Annotated in this window: 10 protein-coding genes; 5 read left to right on the forward strand and 5 right to left on the reverse strand. The window is 68.4% G+C overall.

Annotation, left to right across the window (positions count from 1 at the left end; translation table 11 throughout):
- Nucleotides 1-51: 51 nt before the first annotated feature.
- Both cobA and nirB read right to left on the reverse strand, forming a co-directional pair.
- Nucleotides 52-1086: a uroporphyrinogen-III C-methyltransferase gene (cobA, locus tag AC1D1W_RS03635; RefSeq protein WP_476942960.1), complete on the reverse strand. Its 1035-nt coding sequence runs from the start codon at nucleotides 1084-1086 to the stop codon at nucleotides 52-54.
- Between the two features lie 2 nt (nucleotides 1087-1088).
- The gene (nirB, locus tag AC1D1W_RS03640) at nucleotides 1089-3782 is read right to left on the reverse strand and encodes a nitrite reductase large subunit NirB (protein ID WP_476942961.1); all 2694 of its coding nucleotides are present in this window, start codon (nucleotides 3780-3782) and stop codon (nucleotides 1089-1091) included.
- Nucleotides 3783-4038: 256 nt separating this feature from the next.
- Here nirB and nirD point away from each other — a divergent pair, with 256 nt between their 5' ends.
- Complete coding sequence (gene nirD, locus AC1D1W_RS03645; RefSeq protein ID WP_476942962.1) at nucleotides 4039-4419, forward strand: nitrite reductase small subunit NirD; 381 nt, start codon at nucleotides 4039-4041, stop codon at nucleotides 4417-4419.
- On the opposite strand, the gene AC1D1W_RS03650 is transcribed toward nirD, so the two are convergent.
- Nucleotides 4416-6155 (reverse strand): phospho-sugar mutase, encoded by a 1740-nt coding sequence (locus AC1D1W_RS03650; RefSeq protein ID WP_476942963.1) that lies wholly within the window; start codon nucleotides 6153-6155, stop codon nucleotides 4416-4418. The genes nirD and AC1D1W_RS03650 overlap by 4 nt on opposite strands.
- Before the next feature lie 127 nt (nucleotides 6156-6282).
- On the opposite strand from AC1D1W_RS03650, the gene AC1D1W_RS03655 reads away from it, so the two are divergent.
- Nucleotides 6283-6762, forward strand: coding sequence for an RrF2 family transcriptional regulator (locus tag AC1D1W_RS03655; RefSeq protein WP_028278356.1), 480 nt, complete (start codon nucleotides 6283-6285; stop codon nucleotides 6760-6762).
- Nucleotides 6763-6813: 51 nt separating this feature from the next.
- On the opposite strand, the gene AC1D1W_RS03660 is transcribed toward AC1D1W_RS03655, so the two are convergent.
- Nucleotides 6814-7632, reverse strand: coding sequence for a purine-nucleoside phosphorylase (locus AC1D1W_RS03660; protein ID WP_476942964.1), 819 nt, complete (start codon nucleotides 7630-7632; stop codon nucleotides 6814-6816).
- Between the two features lie 108 nt (nucleotides 7633-7740).
- Here AC1D1W_RS03660 and AC1D1W_RS03665 point away from each other — a divergent pair, with 108 nt between their 5' ends.
- Both AC1D1W_RS03665 and AC1D1W_RS03670 read left to right on the forward strand, forming a co-directional pair.
- The gene (locus AC1D1W_RS03665) at nucleotides 7741-9156 is read left to right on the forward strand and encodes an NAD(P)H-quinone dehydrogenase (RefSeq protein ID WP_028278354.1); all 1416 of its coding nucleotides are present in this window, start codon (nucleotides 7741-7743) and stop codon (nucleotides 9154-9156) included.
- A 34-nt stretch (nucleotides 9157-9190) separates the two neighbouring features.
- Nucleotides 9191-9883, forward strand: coding sequence for a hypothetical protein (locus AC1D1W_RS03670; protein WP_476942965.1), 693 nt, complete (start codon nucleotides 9191-9193; stop codon nucleotides 9881-9883).
- Between the two features lie 28 nt (nucleotides 9884-9911).
- Here AC1D1W_RS03670 and AC1D1W_RS03675 read toward each other — a convergent pair whose 3' ends face one another.
- On the reverse strand, nucleotides 9912-11369 hold the full coding sequence (locus AC1D1W_RS03675) for a benzaldehyde dehydrogenase (RefSeq protein ID WP_476942966.1): 1458 nt from the start codon (nucleotides 11367-11369) through the stop codon (nucleotides 9912-9914).
- Between the two features lie 188 nt (nucleotides 11370-11557).
- Here AC1D1W_RS03675 and AC1D1W_RS03680 point away from each other — a divergent pair, with 188 nt between their 5' ends.
- Nucleotides 11558-12103, forward strand: a complete 546-nt coding sequence (locus tag AC1D1W_RS03680; RefSeq protein ID WP_243179708.1) for a flavodoxin domain-containing protein — start codon at nucleotides 11558-11560, stop codon at nucleotides 12101-12103.
- The last annotated feature ends 1 nt before the right edge of the window (nucleotide 12104 follow it).

Consider the following 12104-nt stretch of genomic DNA (forward strand, 5'->3'; position numbering starts at 1 on the left):
CGGGCTCCGGGAGGGCTGCGGCGACGGCGTTCAATGCGCTCATGGGAATCCTTACGCCTCCATCAGTGATGCAGCAAGACGGTCGAGCTCTGCCGTGGCACCGGCACAGCCCCGGTTGGCTTCGGCCACCCGGACAACGTCCCCGATCACCAGGACGGCGGGGTTGCTGCAGCCCGCGGCTGCGGAGGTGATGGTGCCCAGCTCGGCGATCGTGGTGCGCTGGCCGGGGCGGTAGCCGCGTTCGACGACCGCCATCGGCATGTCGGCCCGCATTCCGGCCCGGCGGAGTCCGGCCGCGAGGTGGTGCAGGGTGCCGATGCCCATCAGGACCACAATGGTTCCACCGAGCCCGGCGAGGTGCGTCAGTTCGTTCTCGGTCAGCGGGGCATGGCCGGAGACCACGGTGAACATGTGGCTGACGTCGCGGTGCGTGACCGGGATGCCGGCGGCGGCCGGAACCGAGATGGCGCTGGTGACGCCGGAGATGACGCGGACCGGAACCCCGGCCGCGACGCAGGACGCGACTTCCTCGCCGCCGCGGCCAAACACATAGGGGTCCCCGCCCTTGAGGCGGACCACGTTGTTGCCGGCCAGCGCGCTTTCCACCATGAGCTTTTCGATGTCGGCCTGGCTGACCTTGTGGTGGCCGGGCTTCTTGCCCACATCCACGAGCTCTGCCGAGGTCAGGGACGGCAGGTCCTGGTACGGGGCGAGCCGGTCGTAGAAGACGACGTCGGCATCGCGCAGCGCGGCGACGGCGGCGACCGTGAGCAGCTCGGTGGTCCCGGGTCCGCCGCCGACTAACGTGACGTGGCCCGCCGGGCCGGCCGGGGGCTCGGCCGCGACCGGGATGCCAGTGGCGCGGCACCGGTCCAGGAGGGCCTCCCAGCCCGGCTGGCCGTCGTCGACCGCGGCGACCAGGAACGGGCGCTCGGGCAGCGGGCCGTCAATGCCGGCGCCCTGCGGGGTGTTGAGGCGGAACACGACGGCGCCGGCCGCCTCATAGCGCCGTACGGCCTGACGGGCGGCGTGGTCCGCGCCCGTGACCAGGACTTCGCGTCCAGTGAGGTCAATGGTGAGCTGCATGGCTATACCTCGTTCTCGTCAGGCAGTCCCGGGGTGGTGGATCGGACCGGAATGGAAGCCCCGATCAGGACCGGCTGCTGCCCGGCCCGCGCCTTCTCCTCCGCTGTCGCGGGGCGCATCTGGCCGCGCTCGTCGGAGACGAAGGTGATCGAATCGTCTTTCTGGTCCGGGGCGTTGACGAAGGAGCGGAAGCGGCGGAGGCGCTCGGGATCCTTCAGGGTGTCGGCCCATTCGTCGACGTAGGTGTCAACGTGCTTGGCCATGGCGGCGTCGAGGTCCGCGGCAATGCCCAGGGTGTCGTGCACCACCACGTCCTCGACGTGCTTGATGCCGCCGTCGAGCTCTTCCTGCCAGCGCGCGGTGCGCTGCAGCCGGTCGGCCGTGCGGATGTAGTACATGAAGTAGCGGTCGATGTACCTGATCAGGGTTTCGTCGTCGAGGTCCTTGGCCAGCAGTTGGGCGTGCGCCGGGGTGGCGCCGCCGTTGCCGCCGACGTACAGGTTCCAGCCGTCGGCGGTGGCGATGACGCCGACGTCCTTGCCCCGGGCCTCCGCACATTCGCGGGCGCAGCCGGAGACGCCCATCTTCAGCTTGTGCGGGCTGCGGAGGCCGCGGTAGCGCAACTCGAGCGCGATGGCCATGGCCACCGAATCCTGGACCCCGAAGCGGCACCAGGTGGAGCCGACGCAGGACTTCACCGTGCGCAGGCTCTTGCCGTAGGCCTGGCCGGATTCGAAGCCGGCATCGACCAGGACCTTCCAGATTTCGGGCAGCTGCTCCAGCCGGGCGCCGAACATGTCGATCCGCTGCCCGCCGGTGATCTTGGTGTAGAGGCCGTACTGCTCGGCGACAGCGGCGATCACACCGAGTTTCTTCGGGGTGATCTCGCCGCCGGCGATCCGCGGGACCACCGAGTAGGTGCCGTCCTTCTGCATGTTGGCCAGGGCACGGTCGTTGGTGTCCTGCAGGGTGCCGCGGCCGGCGTCCAGGACGTAGGCGCTGTTCTGGCTGGCGAGGATGTTGGCGATGGTCGGCTTGCAGATGTCGCAGCCGGCGCCGGTGCCGTATTTGGCCATGATCTCCTCAAAGGAGGTCAGCTCCAGGACCCGGATGGCGTCGAAGAGTTCCTGGCGGGAGAGCTCGATGTGTTCGCACAGGGCCTTGGAGACCTCGACGCCGGACTTGGTCAGTTCGGTTTCGAGCAGCTTCTTGAGCATCGGCACGCAGGAACCGCAGCTGGTGCCGGCGCGGGTGCAGCCCTTGAGCTCGCCGAGTTCCCGGACCGGCGCGTTGCCGTCGCAGGCACCGCAGCCGTTGACGGTGTCACGGATGGTTCCGGCCGAGACGTTGTTGCAGGAACACAGGATGGCGTCATCCGGCAGTTGGATCTCCAAGACTTCGTCCCCGGCGTCGCCGCCGCCGGCCGCGGTGAGGTAGGCGCCGGGTTCGGCGGCCAGTTCGCGGCCCAGCATGGGGCGCAGGGAGGTGTAGGGCGAGGCGTCGCCGACGAAGATGCCGCCGAGCAGGGTCTTGGCATCGTCGGTGGTGACGATCTTCTGGTAGACGCCGCGGGCGGGGTCGGCGTAGACGATCTCGAGCGCGTGTTCGGTGCGGGCGAAGGCGTCACCGAAGCTGGCGACGTCGACGCCGGAGAGCTTGAGCTTGGTGGCGGTGTCGAAGCCGGGGAAGGTCGCGTCGCCGCCGTGCAGCCGGTCCGCGACGATTTCGGCCATCGTGTTGGCCGGGGCCACGAGGCCCAGGCACATGCCGCCGAAGTTGGCGACCTCGCCGATCGCCCAGATGCCGGGAACCTCCGTGGAGCAGTCGTCGGAGATGACGACGCCGCCGCGCTGGCCGAGCTGGAACTGCTGCGGTGCGCCCTCTGCGGCCCGGAACAGCTCGTCGCGGGGCCGCACGCCGATCGCGACGATCACGATGTCGGCGTCGATGATCCGGCCGTCGGCCATGAGGACGCCGGTGACCTGGCCGTCGTCGTCGGAGAGGACCTCGGAGGGGAACACCCCGCCGTGGACAGTGAAGCCCTTGGCCTCGATCAGCCGGCCGAGGGCCTGCCCGGCACCCTCGTCCAGCTGGGTGTTCATGAGCCACGGCGAGCCGTTGATGACGATCGGGGTGGCGCCGAGCTGTTCGGTGCCGGCGGCTGATTCCAGGCCCAGCAGACCGCCGCCGATGGTGACCGCGTTGACCTTCCGGCCCAGCTTCGCGGTGAGGTCCGCGATGGCCTTGTTGATGGACCAGACGTCCTCAAGGGTGCGGTACACATGGGTGAGTTCGGCGCCCGGGATGGGCAGGCGGGCAGCGTCCGAGCCCGTCGCGACCACCAGCTCGTCATACGGATAGACGGTTCCCGCCGCGGTCTGGACGGTCTTGCCGGCCGCGTCGATGCTGGTGACGCGCTCGCCGGTCTTGAGGTTCAGGGCCGTGTGGTCCCACATGGAAGCGCTGCCCAGGGTGAGGTCGACGTCGCTGTCGGTGAGTGCCTTGCTCAGCGCGACGCGGTCATAGGGGAGGTGGGCTTCCTCGGTGAGGACGGTAACGTGCCAGCCATCGAGTCCGCGGGCGTGCATGGCATCGGCGAAACGGTGCGCTGCGGGGCCGCCGCCAGCCACCACAATACGGCGCGGGGCGGCGCTGGTTGCGCCCTGGTTCGGGTGGCTTGAGGGGTGTCCGGTCACGGTGGGCCTTTCGCATGGGCCGCAGACGGTGCTCTGCAGCTTGTCGTCCCAGACTAGGCAACCGGAATTTCGCTTCAGTTTCCCTTATGTTTCGTGATCTTAACTTCTGCATCACGAATGCATTTCCCGCCGTGTGAGCTCTCTTTTACGCGCCGGACACATCCGGAGCGTCCGGATGAAACACCGCGCGCCTAGCTTGAAGATGTGGCCGCAGCAGCGGTTGAGCCCGTAAGGGATGTATCAGAGAGGGGCCGGGATGACCGCCGTACTTGAAACCGCCGTACACGACGTTGAGGACCAAATTACTGGAGCCGCAGCCGGCTGGCACCGGGTGTGCGCCGTGGCGGACCTGGAACCCGCCTGGGGCGAGGCGGCACTGATTGCGGGCCGCCAGGTGGCCGTGTTCCGCACCCTGTCCGGTGAGGTTTTCGCCGTCGCGCAGGAGGACCCGGCCACCGGGGCGAACGTCATGGCACGCGGCATCACCGGATCCCGCGGGGACCGGCCCACGGTGGCATCGCCGTTGCACAAGGAGGTCTACGACCTCGGCACGGGAGAATGCCTCGGCGGCCCGGAACTCCGCCTCGCCACCTTCGGTACCCGGATTGTGGGCGGGTACATTGAGGTGCAGCTCTAGAGGCCCAGTGCCTCGCGGACGTCCGCAAGGACGCCGTCCAGGGCCGTGCGGGCCTCGTCCCGGGCTGCCGGAAGCTCGGCGGCCGAGCCGACACTGCGGATGACTTCCAGGTAGCACTTGAGCTTCGGTTCCGTGCCGCTGGGACGGATGATCACACGGCTGAGGTCCCGGGTCAGGTACAGCAGGCCCTCGGTGGGCGGGAGGAGTTCGCTGCCCTCGGCAAGGTCCTTGACGGCCTCGACGCCGGAGCCGCCGAACGATTCCGGCGGGTTCACGCGCAGCCGGTTCATCATCGCGTCCAGCAGGCCGAGGTCCGCCACCCGGATGCTGAGCTGGTCGCTCGCGTGCAGCCCGTGCACCAGGTACAGCTCGTCCAGGGTGTCAAAGATCGTCTTGCCCTCGGCCTTTGCGGCCGCCGCGAGTTCGGCAATGAGGACCGCGGCCGAAATGCCGTCCTTGTCGCGCACCAGCGACGGAGCAACACAGTAGCCCAGCGCCTCCTCGTAGCCGAAGACCAGCCCCGGCACCCGGGCAATCCACTTGAAACCGGTCAGGGTTTCCTCGTGCGCGTAACCTGCCGCGGCCGCGATCCGCGCCAGCAGCCGGGAGGACACGATCGAGTTGGCGAACACGCCGGCCGGTGCTTCGCCACTGGCGGCCTGCCGCGCCACGACGTGGGCACCGAGCAATGCGCCTACCTCGTCGCCGCGCAGCATGCGCCACGCGCCGGTATCAGGATCCTTCGCCGCCACCGCTGCCCGGTCGGCGTCGGGATCGTTGGCGATCACTATGTCGGCGTCCTCGCGCGTCGCCGCCTCGAGGGCAAGATCCAGCGCCCCGGGCTCCTCCGGGTTCGGGAAGTTCACCGTGGGGAAGTCCGGATCCGGCTGCGCCTGTTCGGTGACGAGCGTGACGTCGTCGAATCCGGCGGCGTTCAGCACCGCCACGGCCGTTTCCCCGCCCACCCCGTGCATGGGCGTCAGGACGATCTTGAGCCCGCGGGCCGGGAAGTGCTCAGGGACTGCCAGGGCCGCGACGGCGCGCTGGTAGTCGGCGGCGATCGAGGGCTCCAGCACGGTCCACCCGTCCGCGGCCAGGACGATGGAGTCCAGGGCGCCGACGGCGTCGATCTTCGCCGCTATCAGGGCGTCGTAGGGTGCCACGATCTGGGCGCCGCGGCCGCTTTCCTCCACCGCGTGACGGCCGAGGTACACCTTGTAGCCGTTGTCCTGCGGCGGGTTGTGGCTGGCGGTAACCATGACGCCGCCGTCGCAGTCCAGCGCCCGCACCGCGTAGGCGAGCAGCGGGGTGGGCAGCGCGGACGGCATCAGGAAGGTGTCAATCCCCGCCGCGGTGAGGATCGCCGCGGTTTCCTCGGCGAAAATGTCGGAGTTGTAACGGGCGTCATAACCGACGACGGCGCGCGGCCGGGTGCCGGGGGAGGCTTGCCCGACCGCGTTGGTGAGGAAGGCGGTGAAGCCGGCGGCGGCGCGGCGGACCACCACGCGGTTCATCCGGTTCGGACCCGGGCCGAGGGCTGCCCGCAGTCCAGCGGTGCCGAACTGCAGGGTGCCGCTGAAGCTGTCGGCCAGTTCCTGGCGGGCCGCGGCGACGCCCCCGTCGGTGAGGCGGACCAGTTCGGAGAGGGCGGCGGCGGTGGCGGGGTCCGGGTCCTGGCTTGCCCAATCGCGGGCATCGCTCAGGAGGCGGGCGAGTTCGGCATCAGAAGACGTCATGGAACCAAACTATCGCCAATCGTGGGCGATTCCTGGCCAGACAATCGAGAGTTCGGGTTTCAGTTCCATCTCGAGGCTTTTCGCGGGACCTTGACACCCAAATTTCCGGACACGTAACGTCTGGAATATGAAGATGGGCCGTGGTGTCGAGTGGGCCGTGCACAGTTGCGTCAACATGGCATGGACACCGCCCGGTGAGCCGGTGAACAGCGCCCGGCTGGCGGAGTTCTACAAACTCCCGGCGGCCTATCTCAACAAGCAGTTTCAGTCGCTGGTCCGGGCCGGCGTCCTGGACTCGGTGTCGGGTCCCCGCGGCGGCTTTCTCTTGGCGCGCCGGCCCGAGAACATCACCGTGCTGGACATCGTGCTGGCGCTCGAGGGCCAGGACCCGGCGTTCCGATGCGAGGCGATCCTCGGAAATGTTCCGGAACCGGACCGGCAGGAGAACTTCGCGCGGACGTGCCTGATTTCCCAGACCATGCGCCAGGCCGAACTCGCCTGGCGGCAGGCCCTGGCGCGCCAGAGCATCGCCGGGATCGCGGACTCGATGGAGCGGCGGTTCCCGGCGGACAAGGCAAAGGTCCTGGACTACCTGGCTGCGGAATAACCGCAGCCGGGTGGCCCAGGACCTGTTGCGGGGCCTAGCCCAGAACCAGGATCAGAGCTTGGCGATGGTGTCTGCCAGCAGCTTGGAAATCCGCGGGCCGGCGGCCTCGCCGGCCTCAAGGACTTCCCCGTGGCTGAGCGGCACGGGGCTGATCCCGGCGGCGAGGTTGGTCACCAGCGAGATGCCGAAGACCTCCATGCCGGCGTGACGGCCGGCGATCGCCTCAAGCGCCGTGGACATGCCCACCAGGTCGGCGCCGATCCGCTTGGCGTACTGCACCTCGGCGGGCGTCTCATAGTGCGGGCCGGTGAACTGGGCGTAGACGCCCTCGTCCAGCGACGGGTCCACCTCGCGGGCCAGCCCGCGGATCCGGGAGGAGTACAGGTCCGTCAGGTCCACGAACGTTGCCCCTTCCAGCGGAGAAGTGGCGGTGAGGTTGATGTGGTCGCTGATGAGCACCGGCGTGCCGGGCGTCCAGTTCTCGTTGAGCCCGCCGCAGCCGTTGGTCAGCACGAGGGTCTTACAGCCGGCCGCGGCGGCGGTGCGCACGCCGTGCACCACGGCGCGGACGCCCTTGCCCTCGTAGTAGTGCGTGCGTGCGCCCAGGACCAGGGCCCGCTTGCCCTCTTTGGTCAGGACCGAGCGGATGGTCCCCACGTGCCCCACCACGGACGGTGCGGAGAAGCCGGGGATTTCGGCGGCGGACAAGGTGGCGGTGGTCTCGCCGATGAGCTCGGCGGCGTCGCCCCAGCCCGAACCGAGGACCAGCGCGACGTCATGGGAGTCGACGCCCGTCTCTGCGGCGATGTAGTCGGCGGCGGCGCGGGCGGCGTCGAAAGGGTCCGTGTTCAGGAATTCTGTTGTACTCACCGGTACAAGTTATCGCGGCCGGGGCCCGCTGCCCAGCATGCACGGCCGGACCCGCGCGCGGCCCGGATTCTTGGTGGCTCCGGTTCAGATGGTGGACAATGGTTGATTGTGACTACGCATCCTGACTTCAGCTCACCCCGCATCGCAATTCTCGGCGGAGGGCCTGGCGGCTACGAGGCCGCCATGGTCGCCGCCTCGCTGGGGGCGCAGGTCACCATTATCGAGCGTGCGGGCCTCGGCGGCTCGGCGGTGCTGACCGACGTCGTACCGTCCAAAACCCTGATCGCGACGGCCGATCTGATGACCCGCGTCGGCGAGGCCGGCGAGCTCGGGGTTAAATTCGACCTCGACGGCGGCGACTGCACCCCTACGATGCGCGCGGACCTCAAGCACATCAACGACCGCCTGCTGCGGCTGGCGCGGAAGCAGTCGGAGGACATCCAAGTCGGGCTGGAACACCAGAACGTCCGCATCCTGATCGGCTCCGGCAGGCTGCTGGACAACCACACCATCGAGGTCCTCACCGCCAACGGCACCGAGACGGTGGAGGCAGACACCATCCTGCTGGCGGTCGGCGCCCACCCGCGCGAGCTGCCCACGGCCCGCCCGGACGGTGAGCGCATCCTCAACTGGGCCCAGATCTACAACATGGACGTGCTCCCCGAAGAGCTGATCGTGGTGGGTTCCGGCGTCACGGGCGCAGAGTTCGCCTCGGCCTACAACGGYCTGGGTTCCAAGGTCACCCTGATTTCCAGCCGCGACCGCGTGCTGCCGGGCTCGGACACCGACGCCGCCGAGGTCCTCGAGGGCGTCTTCGAACGCCGCGGGCTCAAGGTCCTCTCCCGCGCCCGCGCCGAGACGGTCGAGCGCACGGACGACGGCGTCGTGGTCACCCTCGGCGACGGTTCGAAGGTGACCGGCAGCCACTGCCTGGTCTGCGTCGGCTCCATCCCCAACACGGCCGGCATCGGCCTGGAGGAAGCCGGCGTCGCGCTGACCGAGAGCGGCCACATCAAGGTCGACGGCGTCTCGCGCACGACTGCGCCGAACATCTACGCCGCGGGCGACTGCACCGGCGTGCTGGCGCTCGCCTCCGTCGCCGCGATGCAGGGCCGGATCGCGATCGCGCACTTCCTGGGCGACAGTGTCATGCCCCTTAAACTGCACCAGGTGGCGTCCAACATCTTCACCTCGCCCGAGATTGCGAACGTGGGCGTCTCCGAGGCCGAGATTGATTCGGGCAAGTACCAGGCCGACGTCATCAAACTGTCCCTGCGCAGCAACGCGCGCGCCAAGATGCGCAACCACCGCGACGGTTTCATCAAGATCTTCGCCCGCAAGGGCTCCGGCACCGTGATCGGCGGGGTGGTGGTGGGCCCGAACGCCTCCGAGCTCATCTTCGCGATCTCGATCGCCGTGACCCAGAAGCTGCACGTCGACGACATCGCCAGCACCTTCACCGTGTACCCGTCCCTGAGCGGCTCCATCTCCGAAGCGGCCCGGCGGCTCCACGTCCACATGTAACAGTTCACATGTAGCAAAACCGGAGGCCGGAGCCATGCAGAGTCCCCGCTCGCTTGTTGAGCCGATGAAACAGAACTGTGCGCTGCCCCCCGGTCCAGAGGAACGCTTTGCCGGCTACGCCGTCATGGGCGTTCCGTTCAGCTCCGGCTACGTCCTGGCCTTTCGGCATTTTCCGGCATCGTCCGTCGGCCCTGGCTACATTTCGGTCTGGATCCGCGACCCTGCCGGCGTCTGGGCGATTCACAGCACCACCGACCCCGGGACCTCCTGCCCCCGCTACTTCGGCAGCGCCATCGGCTCGGCGTCCACTAGCCGGGTTTCCATCCGGTGGCGTGACGGCTATTCCCTTAGCGTGGAAGTCGGAGCCGGCGTGGACCTGAGCTGGGATTTGACGCTGGCGGCGACGCCGATGACCCGGCTTATGTCCGCGGTGTCCGGCGCCGTTCCGGAGCGGCTGTGGCGCAGCCGGACGTTCCTGCGCGCCATGGGGGCCGTTGCCGGCCCGGTGCTGGGGGCGGGGCACCTCGGGCTGACGGGCGCGGCGCCCAACGGCCAAACGTTCTTGGCGCGTCCGCGTCAGATGTGGTTTGTCCGCGAAAGCAAAGCGCAGCTGCAGGGGCACAGCCTGGGACAGACGTCGGCATTGCCGGTCCAGGACCGGCTCGGGGAATTCTGGGTCCCGCAGCGCGGTATCTTCATGACCGGCTCGGTCTTGTTCGAGCCCTAAGTACGGGGAACTCCCGCATTTACCCGGCCTAAAACGGGTACGGCGCGATGTCCGGCCGCACGGTCAGCCACTGGATTTCCGTGAAGGATTCGATGTTGGCGTGATGGCCGCCGATCCGCGAGCCGTTGCCCGAGTTCTTGACCCCGCCAAAGGGCGAGTTGGCCTCGTCGGACACCGTCTGTTCGTTGATATGGATCTTTCCGGAGTCGAGCCGGTCGGCGATCGTCATGGCCATCCCGACGTCGCCGAGGATTCCTATCGAAAGCCCGTATTCATTGTCGTTGGCCAGGGCAACGGCCTCGTCCACGGTGGAGAACTTCATCACCGGGGCGACGGGGCCGAAGATCTCGTCCTTCCACGCCGGGCTGGCGAGGTCGTGGTCCGCGAGCACGGTGGGCTGGTAGAACCGGCCGTCATGGCTGCCGCCGGCGGCCAGGCGCGCGCCGCCCTGCACCGCGTCCTGAACGATCGTCTCCACCCGGTGGAGCTGCTTCTCGTCGATCACCGGGCCCAGCGCCACTGTTCCGCTTTTCGGGTCGCCTACCGGTAGATGGCGGGCCTTTTCCGCCAGGGCGCTGACGTAGTCCTCGTAGATGTCCTCGTGCACGATATGCCGGCCGGACGCCATGCAGATCTGACCCTGGTGCATGAACGAGCCAAACGCGGCGGCGGAGACAGCTTTGGGGAGGTCGACGCCGGGCAGCACGATCAATGCGTTGTTCCCACCGAGTTCCAGGTGGGCACGCTTGAGCAGCCGGCCGGCCGCCTCGCCCACTTTGCGCCCTGCCGCCGTCGACCCCGTGAAGGCGATGACGCTGACCTCCGGTGCCTCTACGACGGCCGAGCCGATCTCGGCGCCGCCGGGCAGCAGGGAGAGCAGGCCGGGCGGAAGACCCGCCTCCTCGAACACCCGGACCAAGGTGACGCCGCCACAGACCGCAGTGCGCGGGTCCGGTTTGAGCAGGACGGCGTTGCCAAGGGCCAGCGCCGGGGCGACTGCGCGGATGGAGAGGATCAGCGGGAAGTTGAAGGGTGCAATCACCGAAACGACGCCGACGGGCCGGCGCCGGGCGAAGGACCAGCGGCTCTCGTTTGAGGTCAGCACGTCGCCAGCCGGGAGTGAGGGCAGGGCGGAGGCGTCGTAGCATTCGTTGGCCGCGATGTGGGTTTCCAGCCCCGCTTTGGGCGGGATGCCGCCGGATTCGCGGACGATCCAGGCCTGGATTTCCGCCGAGTGTTCCTCCCAGAGTTGTCCCGCGCGGCGGAGCACGGCGGCGCGGTCTTCCGGGTTGCGGGCGGCCCACTCCTTCTGCGCTTTCGCGGCCACCGCGGCGGCTTCGCGGACATCCTCCACGGAGGCCACACCATAGCGGCCCAGCGTTTCTCCGGTCGCTGGTTCGACGGCGTCACCGGTCCCGCCGCGCCCGGGCCGCCAGCCGCTGAGGTAGATCCTGCCGTCCCAGAGGGCGGAGTCGAGCAGGGACATGTTGCGTCCTTTCATCGAGGGTTCTACTTGTGTACCGGCCGGTCGAATCAGAACCGGACCGGGCCTTCGTCCATCTCATGTCGGTAGGCCGCCGCCGTCAAGAGTGCGGGCGTCAAGAGGGCCGTGCGTTGCCGCCCGCGGGACCTTCGGCCGTAGTGCGTCACAGCCGGGCGAGGTCAACTTGGCACATGGCCAAAATCTATGTCCCCTACGGAACCGTTGAAGGACAAACAGCAAAAATCGCGGATTACATCGGCGACGTGATCCGGGCGCTCGGGCACGAAGCAGAGACGGCGGACCTCAAACTTTCCGGAGATACCCTTCCGGGCGGCTACGACGGCGTGATCGTGGCGGCCTCCGTGCACGTGGGAAAGCACGAGGGGTACGTCACGGACTTCGTGAAGAAGAACCGCGGTGAGCTCGAGCGTTTGCCTTCCGCCCTCGTCTCAGTGAGCATGGCCGCGCAGGGGGACGAGCAGACCGCGGAGGGCTACGTGGAGAAGTTCGAGCAGGACACGGGGTGGCGGCCCGCGCACGTCGGACTGTTCGCCGGCGCCCTGCTCTATACCCACTACGGGTTCATCAAGAAGCACGTCATGAAGAAGATCGCCAAGGACAAAGGATCCCTCGACACGGACACATCCCGTGACTACGTGTACACCGAGTGGGACGGAGTCCGGCGCTTCACGGAGGACTTCCTGGCCCGGTTCGCCGAGCCGCCGGCCCAGCCGTAGA

It is taken from the genome of Arthrobacter sp. P1_B4, assembly GCF_056406555.1.

Coding starts and splice junctions, on each gene's coding strand:
- cobA (WP_476942960.1), bottom strand. CDS start 1,086: ATGCAGCTCACCATTGACCTCACTGGACGCGAAGTCCTGGTCACGGGC.
- nirD (WP_476942962.1), top strand. CDS start 4,039: ATGACCGCCGTACTTGAAACCGCCGTACACGACGTTGAGGACCAAATT.
- AC1D1W_RS03650 (WP_476942963.1), bottom strand. CDS start 6,155: ATGACGTCTTCTGATGCCGAACTCGCCCGCCTCCTGAGCGATGCCCGC.
- AC1D1W_RS03655 (WP_028278356.1), top strand. CDS start 6,283: ATGAAGATGGGCCGTGGTGTCGAGTGGGCCGTGCACAGTTGCGTCAAC.
- AC1D1W_RS03670 (WP_476942965.1), top strand. CDS start 9,191: ATGCAGAGTCCCCGCTCGCTTGTTGAGCCGATGAAACAGAACTGTGCG.
- AC1D1W_RS03675 (WP_476942966.1), bottom strand. CDS start 11,369: ATGTCCCTGCTCGACTCCGCCCTCTGGGACGGCAGGATCTACCTCAGC.
- AC1D1W_RS03680 (WP_243179708.1), top strand. CDS start 11,558: ATGGCCAAAATCTATGTCCCCTACGGAACCGTTGAAGGACAAACAGCA.